Source organism: Streptomyces sp. 35G-GA-8, assembly GCF_023534745.1.
In the GTDB taxonomy this organism is placed as follows: domain Bacteria; phylum Actinomycetota; class Actinomycetes; order Streptomycetales; family Streptomycetaceae; genus Streptomyces.
Window position 1 is genome coordinate 1 of sequence record NZ_JAMHJQ010000008.1, and the last position, 20,878, is coordinate 20,878.

14 protein-coding genes and 1 rRNA gene are annotated in these 20,878 nt (G+C 71.8%); 6 read left to right on the forward strand and 9 right to left on the reverse strand.

Annotation, left to right across the window (positions count from 1 at the left end; translation table 11 throughout):
- Nucleotides 1-60, reverse strand: a 16S ribosomal RNA gene (locus tag M1203_RS18975); the annotation flags it as partial.
- Between the two features lie 716 nt (nucleotides 61-776).
- Between M1203_RS18975 and M1203_RS18980 the strand changes: the two genes are divergently transcribed.
- Together M1203_RS18980 and ptsP are read left to right on the forward strand one after the other, a co-directional pair.
- The gene (locus M1203_RS18980; RefSeq protein WP_249950944.1) at nucleotides 777-1,226 is read left to right on the forward strand and encodes a PTS glucose transporter subunit IIA; all 450 of its coding nucleotides are present in this window, start codon (nucleotides 777-779) and stop codon (nucleotides 1,224-1,226) included.
- 90 nt (nucleotides 1,227-1,316) lie between these two features.
- A complete protein-coding gene (gene ptsP / locus M1203_RS18985) occupies nucleotides 1,317-2,987 on the forward strand; it encodes a phosphoenolpyruvate--protein phosphotransferase (protein WP_249950945.1) in 1,671 nt (556 codons plus the stop codon).
- Nucleotides 2,988-3,071: 84 nt separating this feature from the next.
- Here ptsP and M1203_RS18990 read toward each other — a convergent pair whose 3' ends face one another.
- Nucleotides 3,072-4,019 carry a hypothetical protein gene (locus M1203_RS18990; RefSeq protein ID WP_249950946.1) on the reverse strand — a complete coding sequence of 316 codons (948 nt, stop codon included), beginning with the start codon at nucleotides 4,017-4,019 and terminating at the stop codon, nucleotides 3,072-3,074.
- Between the two features lie 63 nt (nucleotides 4,020-4,082).
- Nucleotides 4,083-6,074: an acetoacetate--CoA ligase gene (locus tag M1203_RS18995; protein WP_249950947.1), complete on the reverse strand. Its 1,992-nt coding sequence runs from the start codon at nucleotides 6,072-6,074 to the stop codon at nucleotides 4,083-4,085.
- Nucleotides 6,075-6,338: 264 nt separating this feature from the next.
- Here M1203_RS18995 and M1203_RS19000 point away from each other — a divergent pair, with 264 nt between their 5' ends.
- On the forward strand, nucleotides 6,339-8,702 hold the full coding sequence (locus M1203_RS19000) for a glycoside hydrolase family 31 protein (RefSeq protein ID WP_249950948.1): 2,364 nt from the start codon (nucleotides 6,339-6,341) through the stop codon (nucleotides 8,700-8,702).
- A gap of 151 nt (nucleotides 8,703-8,853) precedes the next feature.
- On the opposite strand, the gene M1203_RS19005 is transcribed toward M1203_RS19000, so the two are convergent.
- Nucleotides 8,854-9,414: an NUDIX domain-containing protein gene (locus M1203_RS19005; RefSeq protein WP_249950949.1), complete on the reverse strand. Its 561-nt coding sequence runs from the start codon at nucleotides 9,412-9,414 to the stop codon at nucleotides 8,854-8,856.
- A gap of 81 nt (nucleotides 9,415-9,495) precedes the next feature.
- On the opposite strand from M1203_RS19005, the gene M1203_RS19010 reads away from it, so the two are divergent.
- Nucleotides 9,496-10,302 (forward strand): M15 family metallopeptidase, encoded by an 807-nt coding sequence (locus tag M1203_RS19010; RefSeq protein WP_249950950.1) that lies wholly within the window; start codon nucleotides 9,496-9,498, stop codon nucleotides 10,300-10,302.
- A 125-nt stretch (nucleotides 10,303-10,427) separates the two neighbouring features.
- Complete coding sequence (locus tag M1203_RS19015) at nucleotides 10,428-10,838, forward strand: DUF962 domain-containing protein (RefSeq protein WP_249950951.1); 411 nt, start codon at nucleotides 10,428-10,430, stop codon at nucleotides 10,836-10,838.
- A 10-nt stretch (nucleotides 10,839-10,848) separates the two neighbouring features.
- Here the strand turns inward: M1203_RS19015 and M1203_RS19020 are convergent, their stop codons facing one another.
- The 4 genes from M1203_RS19020 to M1203_RS19035 are packed head-to-tail and all read right to left on the reverse strand — an operon-like array spanning nucleotide 10,849 to nucleotide 15,136.
- On the reverse strand, nucleotides 10,849-11,457 hold the full coding sequence (locus M1203_RS19020; protein WP_249950952.1) for an ATP/GTP-binding protein: 609 nt from the start codon (nucleotides 11,455-11,457) through the stop codon (nucleotides 10,849-10,851).
- Nucleotides 11,438-11,833: a DUF742 domain-containing protein gene (locus M1203_RS19025; RefSeq protein WP_249950953.1), complete on the reverse strand. Its 396-nt coding sequence runs from the start codon at nucleotides 11,831-11,833 to the stop codon at nucleotides 11,438-11,440. The genes M1203_RS19020 and M1203_RS19025 overlap by 20 nt, the downstream gene beginning before the upstream one ends.
- Before the next feature lie 10 nt (nucleotides 11,834-11,843).
- Nucleotides 11,844-12,287 carry a roadblock/LC7 domain-containing protein gene (locus tag M1203_RS19030; RefSeq protein ID WP_249950954.1) on the reverse strand — a complete coding sequence of 148 codons (444 nt, stop codon included), beginning with the start codon at nucleotides 12,285-12,287 and terminating at the stop codon, nucleotides 11,844-11,846.
- Nucleotides 12,284-15,136: a nitrate- and nitrite sensing domain-containing protein gene (locus tag M1203_RS19035; protein WP_249950955.1), complete on the reverse strand. Its 2,853-nt coding sequence runs from the start codon at nucleotides 15,134-15,136 to the stop codon at nucleotides 12,284-12,286. The genes M1203_RS19030 and M1203_RS19035 overlap by 4 nt, the downstream gene beginning before the upstream one ends.
- A 416-nt stretch (nucleotides 15,137-15,552) precedes the next feature.
- Between M1203_RS19035 and M1203_RS19040 the strand changes: the two genes are divergently transcribed.
- A complete protein-coding gene (locus M1203_RS19040) occupies nucleotides 15,553-16,203 on the forward strand; it encodes a hypothetical protein (protein ID WP_249950956.1) in 651 nt (216 codons plus the stop codon).
- Here M1203_RS19040 and M1203_RS19045 read toward each other — a convergent pair.
- A complete protein-coding gene (locus M1203_RS19045; protein WP_249950957.1) occupies nucleotides 16,172-20,869 on the reverse strand; it encodes a hypothetical protein in 4,698 nt (1,565 codons plus the stop codon). The genes M1203_RS19040 and M1203_RS19045 overlap by 32 nt on opposite strands.
- Nucleotides 20,870-20,878: the final 9 nt, after the last annotated feature.

The following is a 20,878-nucleotide window of genomic DNA, read 5'->3' on the forward strand; positions in this document are numbered from 1 at the left end:
TTGCATGTGTTAAGCACGCCGCCAGCGTTCGTCCTGAGCCAGGATCAAACTCTCCGTGAATGTTTACCGGTAATCCGGCTGACACCACGAGAGCGGAACCACCGGCCGGAATAAGACCGATGGTTCACAGCGTCCTCGCTGTGTTTACTACAAAGGAACCTCAACCCACCGGTCATCCGGCAGGTCGGGGTATCAACATATCTGGCGTTGACTTTTGGCACGCTGTTGAGTTCTCAAGGAACGGACGCTTCCTTTGTACTCACCCTCTCGGGCTTTCCTCCGGGCTTTTCCCTTCGGTCTTGCGTTTCCGACTCTATCAGACTCTTTCGTGTCCGATTCCCCGTCGGAGCGGGGCCGCCTTCCAGTTCTTCGCTTTCGCGTTTCCCTTTCCGGCGATTCCGACTNTTCCTTCGGTCCCGTTTCCGGTCCCTCCGGGCTTTTCCCTTCGGCATTTCGTGTTTCAAACTCTATCAGGCCTTTTCGCTCTTCCCGACCACTCGTTCCGCGGGCATGCTAAAGCGGATTTCAGGTTGGGATCGAGGCTTGATAGATGCCGCCGACCCCCGACTCAAAGTCGCGTTGGGGTCAGGCAGGAGTACGACAGTACATGCGGTCGGCCGACGCAGGCAAATCGGTTTCGGTGGCCCCATGGCCGGTCAACCCACAGCACTCACGCGGAACCGTCACTTCCTATGACTTACCCTTCTGAACAGCACGTCGCCCCCTCACGGACGGTGACGACGGCCCGTACTCTTTCTCCGCCCCTGGAGGCTCCCATGACCACCGTGACGGCCCCGCTCGCCGGACGCGCCATCGGATTGCCCGCTGTACCCGACCCGGTGTTCGCCGGTGCGATGGTGGGGCCCGGGATGGCCATCGATCCCGTACGGGAACCGGGCGAGGCCGTCTCCCCGGTGGATGGTGTGGTGGTCTCCCTGCATCCGCACGCCTTCGTCGTGGTCGACGCCGACGGGCACGGAGTGCTGACGCACCTCGGTATCGACACCGTGCAGCTCAATGGCGAGGGCTTCGAGCTGCTCGTCGGCAAGGGCGACACGGTGACGCGCGGACAGGCCATGGTGCGCTGGAACCCCGCCGCCGTGGAAGAGGCCGGCAAGTCGCCCATCTGTCCCGTCGTGGCGCTGGAGGCCACCGCCGATTCCCTCTCCGGCCTCCGCGAGGACGGCGATGTGAAGACCGGCGACGCACTTTTCGGCTGGCAGTGACGCCGTCGACGTATGTCAGGGACGGGCGCGGTGCGCTCGTCGTACATCCAGCGCGGCGACCGGGTCGCCGCATAACCGGAGACGGGTGAAATGGAGACAACGCTGCGAGGCGTCGGGGTCAGCCACGGAGTGGCGATCGGCGAGGTCCGGCACATGGGGACCGCGATGCTGGAGCCCCCGGCCAAGTCGATCCCGGCGGAGGAGGCGGAGCGCGAACAGGGGCGTGCTCACCAGGCCGTCGAGGCGGTGTCGGCCGATCTGATCGCCCGCGGCAATCTGGCCGGTGGCGAGGCGCAGGCCGTTCTTGAGGCCCAGGCGCTGATGGCGCAGGACCCGGAGCTGATGGCCGATGTGGAGCGGCGGATCGCCGTCGGGAGCACGGCCGAGCGCGGGGTGTACGACGCGTTCGCCTCGTATCGTGCGCTGCTCGCCGGTGCCGGGGAGTATCTGGCCGGGCGGGTGGCGGACCTGGACGATGTGCGGAATCGTATCGTCGCCCGGCTGCTGGGCGTTCCGATGCCCGGTGTACCGGACAGTGACGAGCCCTATGTACTGATCGCGCGTGATCTCGCGCCCGCCGATACGGCGTTGCTCGACCCGACGTTGGTTCTCGGCTTTGTGACCGAGGAGGGCGGGCCGACGAGTCACAGCGCGATTCTGGCGCGTGCGCTCGGGGTGCCCGCCGTTGTCGCGCTGCCGGGCGCCGGTGAGCTGGCCGAGGGCACCGTGATCGCGGTGGACGGCAGCACGGGCGAGATCTTTGTCGAGCCCAGTGCCGAGAAGCGGGCCGAGCTTGAGACGGCTGCCGCCGCGCGGAAGGCCGCGCTGTCCGCCTCCACCGGGCCGGGTGCGACATCGGACGGTCACAAGGTGCCGCTGCTCGCGAATGTCGGCGGGCCCGCGGATGTGCCGGCGGCCGTCGAGGCGGGTGCGGAGGGCGTCGGGCTGTTCCGTACGGAGTTCCTGTTCCTGGACGACAGCGAGCGGGCCCCGTCGGAGGAGAAGCAGATCGCCGCGTATCGCGCGGTGCTTGAGGCGTTCCCCGAGGGCCGGGTGGTCGTGCGGGTGCTGGACGCCGGCGCGGACAAGCCGCTGGACTTCCTGACGCCCGCCGACGAGCCGAATCCGGCGCTCGGTGTGCGTGGTCTGCGGAGTCTGCTGGATCATCCGGATGTGCTGCGGACGCAGCTGACCGCGCTGTCGAAGGCGGCCGAGGGTCTGCCCGTGTATCTGGAGGTCATGGCGCCGATGGTGGCGGACCGCACGGACGCGAAGGCGTTCGCGGACGCCTGTCGTGAGGCCGGGCTGCACGCGAAGTTCGGGGCCATGGTGGAGATTCCGTCGGCGGCTCTGCGGGCGCGCTCGATTCTTCAGGAGGTCGAGTTCCTTTCGCTGGGGACCAATGACCTGGCGCAGTACACCTTCGCGGCCGACCGGCAGGTGGGTGCGGTGTCCCGGCTCCAGGATCCGTGGCAGCCGGCGCTGCTGGATCTGGTGGCGCTGTCGGCCGAGAGCGCCAAGGCCGAGGGCAAGAGCTGTGGGGTGTGCGGTGAGGCAGCCGCCGATCCGCTGCTCGCCTGTGTGCTGACCGGGCTGGGTGTGACGTCGCTGTCGATGGGCGCGGCATCGATGCCGTACGTACGGTCGACTCTGGCGAAGCACACGCTGGCGCAGTGTGAGCGGGCCGCCGCCGCCGCGCGTGCCGCGGACACCGCCGAGGGTGCACGGAAGGCCGCGCTGGCGGTGCTGTCCGGAGAGTGAGCCGGGACGGCCGGATTCCGGTCGGGGTTCTGGAGGGGCTTCCCGCCGCGCAGGGCGGGAAGCCCCTCTTGTCGTTGGCTCCGTTCAGTGATGGGTCCCCGTGTCGTCCGGGCCGAGGTCGAATCCCGGGCAGTACTCCACGCCGAATTCGGGGGAGACCGGCTCTCCGGTGTCCGCGTCGGTGCAGTAGGCGCTGAAGACCTCGCCTGCGGTGAGGGGGACGAGGCTGCCGCGCTGGAGGCGCCAGCCGTGGAGCCGATCGGGGTCGTCGGCTCGGGTCGTACGGAGCACCACTCCCCCGGCGCTCTCCAGGGCGATACCGACGGCCAGCACGGTCACGAATTCGGCGGCTTGGGACGAGTCGAGCCGGGCGGGCACGCCACCGGGGCCGTCGGGGCTGCTGTCGGGGCACTCGGTGCGCAGGACCGCGAGGAGTCGCTCGTCGACGGCGGGGACGCTGCAGACGAGATGGTGGGTGCCGGAGCCGGCTCCTTCGAGCAGCCGGAGCAGCAGATGGGAGGCGCGGTCGAAGGCCGCGCGCCCGATGTCCTGCCCGCAGTCGGCGCACTCGCCGAGATCGGCGAGGAGTGTCGTCGCGTACTCCCAGGTGGCCCTGCGGACCGCGGTGCTGATGAGCTGTGGGACGAGGCTGTCGATGGGCTGGCCGGTGTAGGCGATGGCGGCGCCGCTTCCGGGGATGCGGGCCGTGAAGCGGCCGCGGCTGTCGGCGGTGTCGGGGTCGAGGCCCGATTCCGCGCAGTACTCGGCGTACTCCTCCGGGTCGAAGAGGGCGACGGTGGTGTGGACGCCCTGGGACGCCAGGGATTTCAGCAGTCCGTCGATCCCCCGTAGATAGGCGGCGTGGTCGTCGAAGGTGAAGGTGCGGTAGCACCGCATCGCGGTGAAGTCCCGCTCGTCGGCCAGCAGGCCGACGGTGCTGGGGACTTCGCGGCGCAGTCCGCGTCGCGCGGTTCTGAGCGTCCCGTGTGGTGTCCGCCGCGGTGTCCGGTCGCTGTGGTCGGTGTGCGCCATGGCTCCCCCTGAGCACGGTTGATCATTGCTCACTCAGAGTAACCAGGGGGTCTGACAACGCGGTCAGTGGCGCTCGCGGGCGAGGTTCTCGTAGAAGCGGAGGAGTTCCAGGTTGTCCACCGATCCCGCGTTGACCGCCTTGTCGAGCGCGGCGCCCTGGAGGAGGCGTTTGACCGGGACTTCGATGCGCTTGCCGGTCAGGGTGTGCGGGATTCCGGGGACTTCGATGATCTCGTCCGGCACATGGCGTGGCGAGAGCTGTTCGCGGATCGTCGCCTTGACCCGGGCACGGAGTGTGTCGTCGAGGACGGCGCCCGGGGCGAGATGGACGAAGAGCGGCATCCAGTAGCCGCCGTCCGGCTCCTCCAGGCCGATGACGAGGGATTCACGGATCTCGGGGAGGCGTTCGACGGCTTCGTAGATGTCGGCGGAGCCCATGCGCACGCCCTGCCGGTTCAGGGTGGAGTCGGAGCGGCCGTGGATGATGACCGAGCCCCGGTCGGTGAGGGTGATCCAGTCGCCGTGGCGCCAGACGCCGGGATACATCTCGAAGTAGCTGTCGCGGTAGCGGCTGCCGTCGGGGTCGTTCCAGAAGCGGATCGGCATGGACGGCATGGGGTTGGTGACGACGAGTTCGCCGACCTCGCCGATGACGGCTCTGCCCTGCGGGTCCCATGCCTGGAGGTCCGTCCCCAGGCAGGCCGCCTGGAGTTCGCCGATATGGACAGGGAGGGTGGGTACGGCGCCCGCGAAGCAGCTGCATACGTCGGTGCCGCCGCTGACGGAGGCGATCCACAGGTCCTCGGCCACCTCGTCGTGGAGCCAGCGGAATCCGTCGGGCGGCAGGGGTGATCCGGTGGTGGCGACGCACTTCACCCGGGAGAGGTCGTGGTCGCTGCCCGGGTGCGCCTCCGCCTTGCGGCACGCCATGACGTAGGCGGCCGAGGTGCCGTAGAAGGTGGCGCCGGTCCGTTCCGCGACGGCCCACTGGGCGTCGACGGCGGGGAAGCCGGGGCTGCCGTCGTACAGCACGATCGTGGTGCCGGTGAGCAGGCCGGAGACGAGGAAGTTCCACATCATCCAGCCGGTGGAGGTGTACCAGAAGAACCGGTCGTCGGGGCCGAGGTCGCAGTGCAGGCCGATCTGTTTGAAGTGCTCCAGGAGGATTCCGCCCTGGGACTGGACGATCGCCTTGGGCAGACCGGTGGTGCCGGAGGAGTAGAGGACCCACAGGGGGTGGTCGAAGGGGACCGGTTCGAAGACGGACCCGGTGGCTTCGGTCGCGGCGGTGCCGGCGGTGAGGTCCGCCCATTCCAGGGCGCCTTCGGGGGCCGGAGTGCCGAGGAGCGGGACATGCACCACGGCGCGCAGGGTGGGCAGTTCGCGCCGGAGTTCGGCGACGGTCTCCGTGCGGTCGTGCTCCTTTCCGCCGTAGCGGTAGCCGTCGACGGCGAACAGGACGACGGGTTCGACCTGCTGGAAGCGGTCGAGCACACCGCGGGCGCCGAAGTCGGGGGCGCAGGAGGTCCAGACGCCGCCGACAGCCGCGGTGGCGAGCAGTGCGGTGACGGCCTGCGGGATATTGGGGAGGTAGCCGCTGACGCGGTCTCCGGGGCGTACGCCGAGGGCGCGCAGCTCGGCGGCGAGGGCCACCACCTGGCGGCGCAGCTCGGTCCAGCTGACCGGGGTCACCTCATGTGTCTCATCGACATGGAGGAGCGCCGGGTCATGGGCGCGCGCCGGGTCCTCAGCGGTACGGAGTGCGTGTTCCGCGTAGTTCAGGGTGGCGCCGGGGAACCACTGGGCGCCGGGCATGGTGCGGTCACCCAGGACTTGTGTGTACGGGGTGGTGAACCGTACGTCGAACCAGTCGGCGACGGCGGCCCAGAAGGTGTCGAGCTCATCGACGGACCAGCGGTGCAGCGCCGCGTAGCCGCCCTCCGCCGGGGCGCCGTACCGGTCGGCGGCCCAGGTCTGGAAGCGGGTGATCCGGGCGGCGGCGATGCGGTCGGGGCCCGGCTGCCAGAGAGGGGCGGGGCTTGCTGCTGCGGTCATGGTGCGGCTCCCGGGCTGACTCGGCGCTGAGATGATCGACGCTGGTGCACTCGACGCTGGGTGTACTCGACGCTGGTGTGCGTCGGCCGCGCGCATGTGCGGGGTGTGCGCGTGCATGCGACCGAGACGGACAATGCCATGTGATCGTCTTTCACACCAGGGTTGCTCCCCTATGGTCTGCCAGGCAGATATGTGCCCCCACCACAGGTGAACGGGAGTTGAACGGAGCATCCGAGGCTTCGGACGGATGGCAGGCTGAGCAGCATGGACGGTCGTGAACTGGTGCGTTCGATAAAATTGTTCGGTTCGGTGCGGGGCCTGCGCGCGGTGCGGTCCGCCTGGCGCCAACGGCGGACGGATGCCAGGGAGCTGGCGCCGCGCGGTCCCGAGCGGGCCCGGGTGCCTGGACCGGTCATGGGCGCCGAGCCGCTGCCCGGTGGGGGCACCGTACGGTTCGCGCGCGCGGAGCTGCATGTGTGCGTCATGGTGGGCGGCGCCGTCTTCTGGGGATGGGACGGCGCGGAGCCGCTGCCCTCGTACGCGCTCGCCGACGAGCCGCCGGAGCCGGATCCGCGGGCCGGACTCGAACCCGACACGGACGGCGGCTGGCGGGTCGTGTCGGAGCGGGTGACGGTCGCGGTTTCGCGCAACGGCGGGATCGAGGTCCGTACGCCCGGTGGTGTCGTGCTGCGCCGGGAGCTGCCGCCGCGCTGGTGGGAGCCGGTCGCGGGCGGGACCGCGCGCTGGGTGCAGCGGACCGAGGTGTCCGCCGACGCGCGCTTCTTCGGCCTGGGCGGGCGCGGTTCCGGGCCCCGGCTGCGGGACGGGGCGTACCGGCTGTGGAACACCGATCCGGGCAGCGCGTTCGGCCCCGGCGACGACCCGCTGTACGTGACGATGCCCGTACAGCTGGTGGTCGCCGACGCCGGGACGCATCTGGCGTTCCACGACAACTCCTGGGACGGCCGGGTCATCCTCCGGGAGGGCGAGGAGGGCGCGGGCTCCGGGCACGACCGGCCGGGCACGAGCGAGCTGCGGATGGACGGCGGGCCGCTGCGCTGCTGGGTGGTGACCGGTACACCCGCGCGGGTGCTGCACAGCTGGACGGCGCTGAGCGGAGCGCCCGTACCACCCCCTTCCTGGGCGCTGGGGCCGCAGCACGCGCGCTGGGGGTTCGGCAGCGCGCTGGAGGTGCGGCGGGTGGTCGCGGGGTACCGGGAGCGCGGGCTGCCGCTGTCCGCGCTCCATCTCGACATCGATCACTACGACGCGCATCAGGTCTTCACCGTGGACCGCGAACACTTCCCCGATCTGCCGGGGCTGGCCGAGGAGTTGCGCGCGGACGGGGTACGGCTGGTCTCGATCGTCGATCCGGCGGTGAAGGCGGAGCACGGGAACGAGGTGTACGAGAGCGGGCGCGCGGTGGGTCCGGCCGGCGCGTTCGTACGGGACGGGCGCGGGCACGAGGTGCGCGGGGTCGTCTGGCCCGGCGAGTGCGTGTATCCGGACTTCACGGATCCGGCGGTGCGCGACTGGTGGGGCGGGCTCTACGGGGAGCGGCTGGCGCAGGGGTTCGCCGGGGTGTGGCACGACATGAACGAGCCGGTGTCCTTCGCGCCGTTCGGCGACAAGACCCTGCCGCGCTCGGCCAGGCATCAGTTGGAGGGCAGGGGCGGCGACCACCGCGAGGCCCACAATGTGTATGGACTCACCATGGCGCGCGCCGGTTATGAAGGGCTGCGGCGACTGCGGCCTGACGAGCGGCCCTTTCTCTTCTCGCGCTCCGGCTGGGCCGGGATGCAGCGGTACGGCGGCACATGGTCCGGCGATGTGGCGACCGGCTGGCCGGGGCTGCGGGCGTCGCTCTCGCTGGTGCTGGGTCTCGGGCTGTGCGGCGTGCCGTACTCGGGCCCGGACGTGGGCGGTTTCGACGGGAGTCCGAGCCCCGAGCTGTATCTGCGCTGGTTCCAGCTGGGCGCGTATCTGCCGCTGTTCCGTACCCATGCGGCGATCGACGCGGGGCGCAGGGAGCCGTGGGAGTTCGGCCCCGAGGTGCTCGAACACGCGCGGGCGGCGCTCGACGAGCGGGAGCGGCTGCGGCCGTACTTCGTGACGCTGGCTCAGCTGGCCCGGCTCACCGGGGCGCCGTACGTCCGTCCTGTGTGGTGGGGTGCGCCGGAGGACCGGGCGCTGCGCGACTGCGAGGACGAGTTCCTGCTCGGCGACGCGCTGTTGGTGGCGCCCGTGCTGGAGCGCGGTACGGACCGGCGGGCGGTGCGCCTGCCGCGCGGCCGGTGGTACGACACGGTCACGGAGAAGGCGTACGAGGGCCCCGGCCAGGTGCTGCTGGACGCGCCCCGGTCGCGAATCCCCGTCCTGGCGCGGGCGGGCGCGGTGATTCCGGTACGGGGCGAGGACGGCCGGCCGGAACTGGAGGTGTGGGCGCCCGCCGCGGGGCGCTCGGGGGGCGGTCTGGTGGTCAGGGACCCGGGCGACGGGCCGGGGGAGGCGGAGGTGGAGGTGGAGCGCTACACCTCGCGGCTGGTGAACGGCGAGGTCCGGGTGGCGCGGGTGACGGACGGGGGCACTGTGGAGCCGGAGTGGGCGGTCCGGGTGCGCGGACGGTGAGCGGGGCCACTGGCGAGACCTGTGGGCGGGGCTTTTACGCGGGGCTTGAAGGCAGGGCTTGAAGGCAGGGCTTGAAGGCGGAGCTTGAAGGCGGAGCTTGTATGCGCGCTTGCGGGCGGGGACGGGAGCGGTCGGCCGTGACGTTCGGCGCTCAGGAACGTCTCTCCGTGCCCTCCGTGCCCTCCGTCCCGTAGCGGCCCGCGAACCACGCCCGCACGGCGTCCGTGTGCAGCGGGAACGCCAGCTCGGCCGGGCCGCGCAGCAGTTGCCAGCCCCCGGTCTCCTCGGTCGGGACCGAGGGCGGCAGCCGGTCGGCCGGGCGCTCGGGAAGCAGCCCGAAGAGCAGCAGATGGCCGTCCGGAGAGCTGAGCGCGTCGGCGAGCCTTACGTCGTGCGCCGAAGCCTCGATGCCGGTCTCCTCCCTCAGCTCCCGTACGACGGCGTGCCGCCAGTCCTCGGTGCGGTCGACGAAACCGCCGGGGAGGGCGAGACCGCCGTACGCGGGCTCGATGGTGCGGGTGATGACGACGAGCGCGGTGCCCTTCTCGTCGGTCACCGGCAGGAGCGCGACGGCGACGGGCAGCGGGTTGAGATAGGCGGTGGCACCGCAGGCCGTGCACGTACGGGGCCAGCCGGCTCCCGGCGGGTACGGCGTTCCGCAGCCGCCGCAGTGCGCATGCGGCCCCGCGGGCTTCTTCTGGGACTCGGACACGCGCGGACTGTACCGGACCCGCGCGGACCCTATCCGATCGCTCTTCCCCGCGGTCCCGGGAGCTGATAGACGAAGGTGCCCATGACACGTCTCATATCCGCACTCCGCGCCCTGGCCGCCTCCGCCGCCGCCCTGCTGACGGTCGCCGCCACCGCACCCGCCGCGCGGGCCACGCCCGAGCCGGTGGCACCGAAGGAGTTCGTGGCCCTGCGCACGGTCGCGCCGACGATCATCCAGGAAATGCGCTACCTCACGCCGCACAACTTCGTGGGTGAGCCCGTGGACGGCTACCGGCAGCCGGTCTGTCTCGTCACCCGCCCCACCGCCGAGGCGCTGCGCACCGCGCAGCGGAAGCTGCTGCGGCAGGGCTACTCGCTGAAGGTGTACGACTGCTACCGGCCGCAGCGGGCCGTCGATCACTTCGTACGGTGGGCCGAGAACCTCCAGGACGAGCGCATGAAGCCGGAGTTCTATCCGCGGGTCGACAAGTCGCGGCTGTTCGCGGACGGTTACATCGCGGAGAAGTCCGGGCACAGCCGGGGCAGCACCGTCGATCTGACGCTCGTCAAGCTGCCGGCCCTGCCGACGCGGCCGTATCTGCCGGGCGAGAAGCTCACGCCCTGCTACGGGCCGAAGGCCGAGCGGTTCCCCGACAACTCCGTCGACATGGGCACCGGCTTCGACTGCTTCGACACGCTCGCGCACACCGACGATCCACGCGTCACAGGCAAGCAGCGCGCGAACCGGCAGCTTCTGAAGTCGACGCTGGCCGGTGTGGGGTTCACCAATCTGCCCGAGGAGTGGTGGCACTTCACCCACAAGCCGGAGATCTTCCCGGACAGCTACTTCGACTTCCCGGTGGCGTGGCGTTCGGTGACCGGGAGCTGAGAGCGGCGGCGGTACGGAACCATGACGGCCGGCCGGGGCCACCCCCGTGGGCTCCGGCCGGCCATCTCCTGGTGGGACGCGCAGAACCCGTTTCCGGTTCGCGGGAAAGCCATTACGGTGCCCATATGGCGCAGCGAACATATGAGCATCGGACGAGCGAGCGGCAGACGAACGAGCGACAGCCGGTCGAGCCGCGGACGTTCGATTCGTACGAGGAGTTCTGGCCCTACTACGTCGCCATGCACTCCAAGGCGGCGACGCGCTGGCTCCATCTCACCGGCACGCTCACCGGCCTCGCGGTCAGTGCGTACGGGCTGGCGCGCGGACGAAAGCGGTACGTGGCGGCCCTGCCGCTGATCGGGTACGGGACGGCCTGGCCCGCCCACTTCCTCATCGAGAAGAACAATCCCGCCACCTTCGGCCATCCGGCCTGGTCGCTGCGCGGCGACGTGCAGATGATCCGGATGATGCTGGCGGGCCGCGACCGGGAGCTGGCGGAGACCGCCGCCAAGTGGCTGGCCGCGAACCGCCCCTGACGCGCCAGGATCAGGTCGTGGCCGCGTGCGCGCGCTGCCGCGCGGCCAGCGTCATGGCATGCTCGACGACCGCCACCAGCACTTCCTTGACGGACTCGCGTTCGCGCGCGTCGCACATCACCAGCGGGACCTCCGGGTCGAGGTCGAGTGCCGTCCGTACGGTCTCGCTCGGGAAGCGGTCCGCGCCCTCGAAGCAGTTGACGGCGACGGTGAAGGGGATGCCGCGCCGTTCGAAGTAGTCGACGGCGGCGAAGGAGTCCGCGAGGCGGCGGGTGTCGGCCAGCACGACGGCGCCCAGGGCGCCCTGGGCCAGCTCGTCCCAGAGGAACCAGAAGCGGTCCTGGCCGGGGGTGCCGAAGACATACAGCACCAGGTCCTCGCGGAGGGTGATCCGGCCGAAGTCCATGGCGACCGTGGTGGTCGTCTTGCCCACGACCCCTTCGACGTCGTCGACGGGCCGGCCGGCCTCGCTCAGCACCTCTTCGGTACGGAGCGGTCTGATCTCGCTGACCGCGCCCACGAGAGTGGTCTTGCCCACTCCGAAGCCCCCGGCGACCAGGATCTTCAGCGTCACCGGTTCGGCCGGACGCTGCCTGTGGCTAGAGCGCCCGAAGACCATTGATCACCTCGCGGAGAATGCTCACGTCCGGCAGTTCGGCCGGCGGAACGGGACGGGTTACATGCACGATTTCGTCCTCCACCAGATCGCCGACGAGGACCCTGACCACCCCGACGGGGAGGTCGAGGCCCGCGGCCAGCTCGGCGATCGACTGGGGGCTGGTGAAGCAGCGTTCGACGATCTCCACGTGCTCGGGGGAGAGCGTCTGGTCCCGGCCGGGGTCACCGGCCGCGGGTTCGCAGACGACAAGCGCGATCAGGTCGAGCCGGTGGCGCGTCGTGCTGCTGGTGCGGCCGCGCGTCATCGCGTACGGGCGTACTACCGGTCCGGCTTCGCCGTCGAACCAGTGCTGCTGATCCTGATCTCCGTCGCTCATCGGGGCCCGCTCACCCTCCGGCGGGCAGGCCGGTCCGTGGCGCCGTACCCAGGTGCACGCCGACCCGCTTGACCATGAGCGTCATCTCGTAGGCCACCTGCCCGACGTCGGAGTCCGCGTCGGACAGGACGGCCAGACAGCTGCCGTCGCCCGCCGCGGTGACGAAGAGGAACGCGTCGTCCAGCTCCACGACGGTCTGCCGGACCTTGCCCGCCTCGAAGTGCCGGCCCACGCCCTTGGCGAGGCTGTGGAAGCCGGAGGCGACGGCGGCGAGGTGTTCGCCGTCCTCGCGCGTGAGGTCCTTGGACGTTCCGGTGGCGAGTCCGTCACCGGAGAGCACCACCGCTTTGCGGATGCTGGCGACCCGGTCCACGAGTTCGTCGAGGAGCCAGTTGAGCTCTCCGGCGGCGTTGGGGTCAATGGAGTGGCGTGCTGCGGCGTTCGGTGCGGTCATCGACCGTCCCCCTCCGATGTCGTTCCTTGTATCTCGCCGGGGCCGGTGGAGTCCTCGGCATCGTTCTGCCGACGGCCACGCTGCCAGCCCCGCTGGAGCGAAGCCATGCGGCTGCGCACCTCGTCCGCGTCCCGCTCGGCGTCCTGGCCCGTGGCGGGCGAGAGGTCGGTGCCACGGTCCTGAGCGGTGTCCTTCAACTGCGGCGCCAGACTGGCCTGCCGGACCCGGCGGGGCAGTCCGTCGATCGTGGCCGGGGGCCCGTCGGGCGCCGGCCCGCCCTGTGCCGAGGAGCGCGTGGGCTGTGCCGGTACGCCGGACCAGGTGCGGCCCGCTCCGCCGGCGGCCGGATCCGGCGCCGCCGCGGGCATGGCGCGGCCCGGCTCGTCCACGCGCCGGCCGCGGTCCACGACCAGGGTCGGGGGCTTGCGGCGCGGCAGTCCGACGGGGCGCTCCGACTGGCCCGCGGTGGCGTCCGTCGGGCGCTGCGGCCGGCCGTGCCGGCCGCGCGGCTGGACGGGGCGGCCGTCGCGCCGGTCGCGGAAGTCCCTGGTGTCGTCCAACGGGCCGCGCGCGTCATCACGGCCCAGCAGTCCGTCACGGGCGTCGCCGGTGTCCCGGCCGCCGTACGCGTCGCGGGCATCGTCACCGGCGTACGGAACCTCAAGGCTGGAGTCGCGGAGATGTTCCCGCGCGCGGAACAGTCCGCCGCGCTCGCTCTCCGTGTCGTCGATATCGGTGATGCCGTCACCTCCGCCGAGCAGCGGCCCGCCCTCCCTTTCGAGAGCGCGTACCGGAGGTTCGAGTTCGACCGGACCGTCGAGCACGGACGGGTCGCCGCCCAGTCCCGCGGGGACCTGCGCGAGCGCGGTGCGGCGGCCTCCGCCGCCACCGCCGTCGGCGCGATGGCGGCCGCGGTCGGTGGTGGTCTTGCGGTCGAGCCGGAAGCCGACGCCCTCGGTCTCGGGCGCGTCGGTGAGCAGCGCGACCGGCAGGAACACGATCGCGGTGGTCCCGCCGTACGGGGAGGGCTGGAGCGAGACGCGCACGTTCTGCCGCTGGGCGAGCCGGCTGACCACGAACAGCCCGAGGCGGTCGGTGTCGGACAGCTCGAACTCGGGGGTCTCGGCGAGCCGCAGATTCGCGTCGAGCAGCACTTCGGGGGCCATCCCGAGACCGCGGTCGTGGATCTCCAGGGTGAATCCGTTGGCGACCCGCTCGCCGTGCACCTGCACCGCGGTGTGCGGGGGCGAGAACACCGTGGCGTTCTCCAGGAGTTCGGCGATGAGATGGGTGAGGTCGGCGACCGCCGGGCCGCCGACGCCGATGCGCGGCAGCCTGCGGACCTCGATGCGCTCGTAGTCCTCCACCTCGGCGACCGCCGCGCGCACCACGTCCATGAGCTGGACCGGCTTGCGCCACTGCCGGGAGGGTGCGGCTCCGGAGAGGATCACCAGGCCCTCGGCGTGCCGTCGCATACGCGTGGTGAGGTGGTCGAGCCGGAAGAGGTCGGCCAGTTCCTCGGTGTCCTCCGTACGGCGCTCCATGGTGTCCAGGAGCGTGAGCTGACGGTGGAGCAGGACCTGGTTGCGCCGGGCGAGGTTGACGAACACCTCGGAGACACCGCGCCGGAGGTCGGCCTGTTTCACGGCCGCTTCGACGGCGGCGCGCTGGAGCGTGTTGAGTGCCTGGCCGACCTGGCCGACCTCGTCCTTCTCGTAGTCGAGCCGCGGCGCCTCGGTCTCCACGTCGACCGGTTCGCCCGCGGCGAGCCGGCGCATGACGCTGGGCAGGCGTACGCCGGAGACCTCGTGGGCCTCCTTGCGGAGCGCGGAGAGGTCGCGGATCAGATCACGGCCGACGCGTACGGACACGATGATGGAGACGAGCAGGGCGATGAGTCCGAGCGCGGCGGCGAAGCCGACCCGTACGAAGATGTCGGTGCGTACGGGGTCGATGTGCGCCCGGTACAGCTCGGTGGCCTCGTCGCTCTCGCGGGTCAGGTCCTGCAGGACCGAGGCCGTCATCTGCTGCCAGCCACTCGCGTCGACCGCCGGACGCTCGGTGGCGCCCGCCGCGATGAGACGGTTCTCCGCCTCGCGCAGCGCGAGCGTGGCGGGCGTGCGCCAGTACTGTTCGAGCGTCGCGCGGTCCGAGAGCGGCAGGTCGGCGAGGTTGGTCTCGTAGAGCAGTGTGCGACTGGCGACCAGGTCGGAGGTGCCGCGGACGTCTTCGGGGGTCATTCTGCCCGCGATCAGCGCGGAGGCGACGAGCGCGTCCTCGCGGGAGAGCATTTCCCGTGCGCGGTCGAATCCGATCAGCGCCCGGCCCCAGTTGTCGCCGTCGACGTCCTCGCGTCCGTACAGGGAGGCAAGGAAGTTGTGGCCGGGGTCGACGAGTCCGTTGTAGAAGGCGAGCGCCTTCTCGCGGGTGACCGTGGACTCGTCCACGGAGCGGCGCATCAGCCCGAGGCCTTCGAGGGAGTCGACGAGCCGGGTGTACCGCTCGGTCGAGATGTCGTCCATGCGGTCGAGCGCCGCTGATTCGGCTTTGGCGACCGCGGCCAGGGCCCGGTCGGTGTCGCCGCGCCGGGCGCGGAGTTCGGTCAGTGAGTCCGCGGCCGTGGGGTCGGCCAGAAAGATGAGCGACTGCCGTCGTTCACTCTGGAGGACACCGACCATCTCCTCGACGGGGTTGCCGACGGTTTTGATGACATGTCTGACATCGATGAGCTGCTTGGCCTGGCTGCCTGCGAGTGTGGTGGCCAGTCCCCAGAGGACGGTCAGCGCGACGAGCGGCACGAGCAGCAGCGCCACGATCTTCCGGCGGATGGATTTCCCGCGAAAGCGCATGGCCTCCCCCAGCTCGATCTCCCGCCCGGTTGCGGGAGATTCTCCGTCAACAAACGGCGCGAGCCTACTACTGTCTCACCGGCAACTCGAAGACACATCCGGATGTTTTTCGGCCGCCCCTTGGCACCTTGATCATGAGTTGTCCTGGTATTCGGCGAGTTGGCTTCCTTGACATGGACGGCGAAGAGCAGACGGGACGGTAGATAACCGGCCGGAACAGATGGCTGAAACTTAATGTTCGCCGATCGTTCCGGGAATCTTCCGGCACTCCCATTCGTCCTTGTGTGCGGGGATCAGGGGTTGGTTGGGAGCACTGCGGGCGGTTTCGCGTATCACATTCGGTTCCATGGCCGGCGTGAAGCGGAGCGAGCCGGGCAGTCACCCTTGAGACGGACTTGGGTGGGGAGTGACGGTCCATGGGGACGGATGAGCGGCGTGGTGCGGCGTCGGCGGACGGGTTCGCGGAGGTGTCCCGCGGGCTCTGGGTCGAGGAGCCCGCGAAGCGGTATCGCATGCCGGACGCGGTCAGAACGGCCGCCGTGCGCGCGGTGATCATCGCCGCGGTCACACTGATTCAGGCCACGATCGCGTTTCTCAGTACGCTCGCCGGTTCCTGGCTGGCGTTTCCGATGGTGTTGAGCAGTGTGGCCTCCACGGTGGTGGCGACCTGGGGTGTGCTGGATGTATGGGTGACGCGCCAGATGTGGAAGCAGCGCAACGGCGTGGTGTCCGTACCGAGCAGCACCGCGCGCCAGTTGCGCCGGGAGCGGCGCAGGGCCAGGCGCGCGGCGCGGGAGGCCGCGCGGAGTGCGGACCGCGGAGGGGGCGGCATAGGACGCGGGGCCCGGACCGACGGCGCGGCCGGTGCCCCGGAGACGAGCGCGGTGGAGGCCGACTCCGCGGAGACCGGCGCCCAGGCGGCCAACGCACAGGCTGCCGACGCCCAGGCAGCCGACGCCCAAGCGGTCGGCGCCCCGGCGGCCGGTGCTCGGACAGTCGGTGCTCGGACAGTCGGCGTCCCCGCGACCGGTGGCGCTACTCCGCGACGGGCTCCGGCGTCCGTTTGAACATCCGTGTCGCGGTGATCTCGCCGTGCACGGTCTCGCCGTCCGGGTCCTGCTCCGGCAGGCCCGGGCGCAGATGCTCCTCCACACTGATGTATTTCAGTCCCGCACGCAGATCCGCGTCATTGCGCAACCGGATGACCAGCGGGAATTCGGCGAGCGCGGTCGTGTCGAAGAGGCCCGTGGTGTAGAGGAGCTGCACCCCCAGGGCGTCGGAGACCGCGCGCTGGAGTTCCAGCAGATAGGTGGCGTTGGCGCGGCCGATCGGATTGTCGAGGAAGAGCGTGCCCGCGTGACGGTGTTTGTCACGGCCCCGGTCATTGCTGCGCAGGGCCGCCATCGTGCAGTAGAGGGCGATCGCGGCGGTGAGCAGCTGACCGCCCGAGAAGACATCGCCCATCTGCCCGACCGGCACCCGCTCGGCGCGCAGTACGGCATCGGGCTTGAGGATCTCGACGGCGACCCCCTTGGGCTGGAGCGCTGCCTGAACCCCGCGCAGCAGCAGGGACATTCCGTCCCTGCGCAGATCGGAGTTCTTCTTCAGGGCCGCGCGGGTCGCCTCGTCGACGACCTCGCCGAGCCGCTCGGTGAGCGTCGTACGGTCCGGCTCCTCGAACCGGATCCGCAGGAACTCCTGGCCGGACCACTCCCCCAGCCCTTCGGGCAGCCGGGACAGGCGCTGCGCCGAACGGAGTGTCGTCAGCGCGGACTCCACCAGCCCGCGCAGCCGGTCCACGATGGAGTCGCGGTTGCGCTCCAACTGCGCCAGCTCGTCCGTCAGTACGCGCAGCCGGGGCGCGAACGCCTGGGCCCACGCGGCGGCGTGCTCGGGCAGCGCGGACGCGGGCAGTTCGCGGATCTGCTGCCGGGCGGGGGTGCGGACCTGTTCGTAGCGGGTGGCGTTGGCATGCCGTACGAGCACATCGCAGGCTTCCCGTACGCCGGTCTCCGCCGCGGAGAGGTCGGCCGCGCAGGCGCGCAGTGAACGGCGGGCCTCGGCCGCGGAGTGGCGCGCCTCCTCCAGCGTGCCGGGGTACGGCTCGGGTGTCCGCGCCTCCTCGTCGCCGCGCCTCGGGTCGTGCTCGTCGGCCGCCGCACCGCGCAGCAGATCGCGCAGCAGGGCGGCTGTCTCGTCGAAGCCGCCCGCCCCGTCCTCGGCGGCGCGGTGCGCGTACAGCAGCTCTCCGTGCGCGGCCCGCGCGGTCTCCAGCGCGTCGGTCTTCACGGCCAGTTCGGTGGTGGCCGTACGCAGCAGGGTCCCTGCCTGCTCGGCGTCGGCGGGAACCAGCTCCGCGGGCAGTTCTGTGTGCGCGTCGCCGTCCTCTGGGGCGAGCCGCTCGGCCTCGCCGCGGAACCGGCCCAGCTGCTCGCTCGCGGTGGACGCGCGGGACTCCAGCATCTGGACGAGCGACTCGGCGCGGGCGGCGGCGGCCTGCCGGGACGGGCCGTCGGCGCCTTCGGTGGATTCGAGGAGCTGGGCGGCGCGGGTACGGACCTTGTTGGTGAGCCGGTCCAGCTCGGCGAGCGCGGCGCTCTCGTCGCTCTCCGCGCGCGCCTGCTCGGCCCGCAGATCGGCGCCGACGCCCACCTTCTCGTACAGCTGGGAGGCGGCGCGGTAGGCCTCGCGCAGGGCGGGCAGCGCGGCGCGCGGGGCGTCCGCGTCCGATGCGGGGATGTTCTCCGGGGCGCCGGCGATCTCGGCGCGTTCCGCGCGCAGGGCACGGGCGGTACGGCGGGCGTCGTCGGCGGCCCGCTGCGCGGCCCTGCGGTCCTCGTCGGCGGCGCGCGCCCGCTCCAGGCATACGGCCGCGCGCGCCTCGGACTCGGCGGCGTCGTCGGCCAGTTCGCGCAGCTTCGCCTGCCATCCCGAGCGCTCCCGGAGCCGGAACGCGAGACCGGCCAGGGCGTCGGCTGCGCGGCGGGCGCGCTGGGCGGCCTCCTGCCGCTCGTCGCGCACCCGCGCGGTGTCCGCGGCGGCCTCGTCCGCCTCGGCGCGTGCCGTACGGGCCTCGGCGAGGGTCGCGGCGGCCGTCTCGGCCGTTTCCCGGGCCGCCCCGGCGGCGGCTGCCAGCTCCAGGAGCATGCCGGGCGGGCAGTCGGCGCGCCAGGAGCCGAGCCGGGCGGCGAGCGAGCGGTCGCCGGTGAGCCGGGCCGCGAGCACCCGGATCTCCTCGTCGCGGGCCGCCGCCCGGCTGCGGAGCGCCTGGCGTTCCTCGTCGGCGGCGTGTTCGTCGTGCATGGCCGGGTTCGGCGGTACGAGGAACACGCCGCTGTCGCCCGGGCCTTCGGGGCCGGGGCCCGGTACGGGGGCCAGCAGCGCGGCGGCGGTGCCCACGGCGACGGCCGAACGTGGCAGCAGGGCGGCGCCCGCGAGGGCGTCGCGGGCACGGGCGTGCGAGGCGGGGTCGGTGATCACGACGCCGTCGACCAGCTCCGGTCTCGCCGCCAGCACCGCGGCGTGGTCGCCCGGGTCGACGGCCTGGGCCAGATAGCGCCAGCCGGGCAGGGCGGGGATGCCGTGCTCCCCGAGGTATTCGACCGTGGCGAGGACATCGGGCCCCGGCGGCAACAGCCCGCCGTCACCGAGCGCGCCGAGGATACGGGAGTCGTCGGCGGCGGCGGTGCGCAGATCGAAGAGCTGCCGCTCGGCGGAGGCGATGCCCTGGTCGAGCAGTTCGCGCAGTTCGTCGGCGTACCGGTCGAGATCCTCGGGGCTCAGTGACCCCTCGGCCGGACGCCGGGAGGTGTGCCGGGCCGGGGCCGCCGGCTCCCGGTCGCCGGTGCCGTCGCGCGGTGCGGGGACCGCGGCCGGGGTCGCGGCCGTCGCGGACAGGCCGAGCAGTCCGGCCAGCCGCTCGTCCTGGGCGATCGACTCCGCCGCGCGGCGCTCCGCGTCGTACGCGTGCTCCGAGGCCCCTGCGGCGTCGGCGGCGCGGGCGGCGGCCAGTTCGGCGCGGGACTCCGCGGAGGCCGCCTCCCTGGCCCGGTCGGCGGCCGTGCGCGCGGCCTCGCGCGCGGTGTCCCAGCCCGCGACCGCGGACTTCTCCGCGTCGCTCGCGGCCAGCGCGGCGCGGGCCGGATCCGCGTCGGGCGCCGTGTCGTCGAGCCAGCCCGCCCGTACCGCCTCGGCCGTCTCCTGTCCCACCTCCGCGAGCCGCTGGCGCAGATGCCCGGCCTCGCTGCGGGCGCGCTGTGCGTCGGTGGCGGCGGAGGTCGCGTCGCGGTGGGCGGCTTCGCCCGACTCCTGGAGCGCGGCGGAACGCTCCTCCTCCTCGTTCGCCCATCGCTCGCCGTCCTCGGCGGCGGCGTGCAGCGCGCGTACGAGCTCGGCCGCCGCGGTGGCCCGCGCGGCCAGCGCGGGCGCGGCGTCACGCTCGGCTTCCCGGATGGCGACGGCCACCCGCGCGGAGCGGTCGGCGGCGGCGCGGTGGCGCAGTACGGCCTCGGCGGCCTGCCAGGCGGAGTGCAGCGTACGGGCGTCCGTCAGCTCGCGCCGCTGCGCGGCGGCGCGCTTCTCGGCCACCGTGAGGGCCAGCGAGGCGTGCCGGTAGGCCAGTTCGGCGGCGATCAGCGCACCGCGACCGCGCTCCTGCTCGGCGGAGGTCACCGTATGGGCGGCGGCGGTCACCTGCTGGGCGAGGTCGGCGGCCCGCTCGCGCTCCTCGGCGGCGCGGGCCGTGAGGCGCCGTACGAGCGTACGGGCGCGGCGCTCGGCGCCCGCGTGGATGTCACGGGCACGGGCGCGGGTGTCGGCCGCCTCGACGATGCGGCCGAGCAGATCGACCGAGCCGGCCGTGAAGTCGCGCTCCGCGGTGAGTTCGGCACGGCGGCCGAGCTTGTTGCCGAACCCCCCGACGAGATCCGCGAACCCGTCCGTGTCCCGGGTGTCCGTGACCGCCCGCAGCAGGAGATCGGTGAAGTCGGAGTCCTTCTTGACCGCGAAGAGACCCGCCGCCTCACCCTCGTCGGCGTTCATCTCGCGCTGATAGCGGAAGAGTTCGGGGTCGAGGCCCAGATCGCCGAGGTGCTCGTTCCAGCGGTCGTGGATCTCCTCCCAGTGGACATCCAGATGCGGATAGAACTTGCCCGCCTCGGTCAGGGCGTCCCGGAAGCCCTTCATCGTGCGCCGCCTCCCCCGGGCACCCGAGGCGCCCTCCACAGGCGGCCGGACAGCGGTGGACTCCGCCACGGGCAGCGAGTCGAGGCTGAGCCCGGGGCCCGGCCGGAAGGAGTACCAGCCCTCGGCGAACTTCCGCGGATCGTTGGACACCTGACGGCCGCGCCACTCACTGGCCTTGCCGACCACCACGAGTTCACCGGTGAGCGTGTGCTGCCATTCCAGCGCGACATGGCCGCAGTCGTCCGCGAGGAGGAACTTCCGCAGCACACCGGAGCTGGCGCCGCCGAGCGTATTGCGGTGTCCCGGCAGCATCACCGAGAAGATCAGCTTGAGCAGTACGGACTTGCCGCCGCCGTTCTCCAGGAAGAGCACACCCGCGGGGGCGGGGCGGCGCGGCGGGCCGACCGGCTCCTCCTCGAAGAACTCCGCCTGGGCAGGGGCGGGGTGGGGCACGGGCGCGCCCACCCCGCGCAGATCGAGCACGGTGTCGGCGTAGCGCGCACCGGCGGGGCCGATGGAGTAGAGGCGGACCCGGGACAGCTCGTACATGGCGGGACT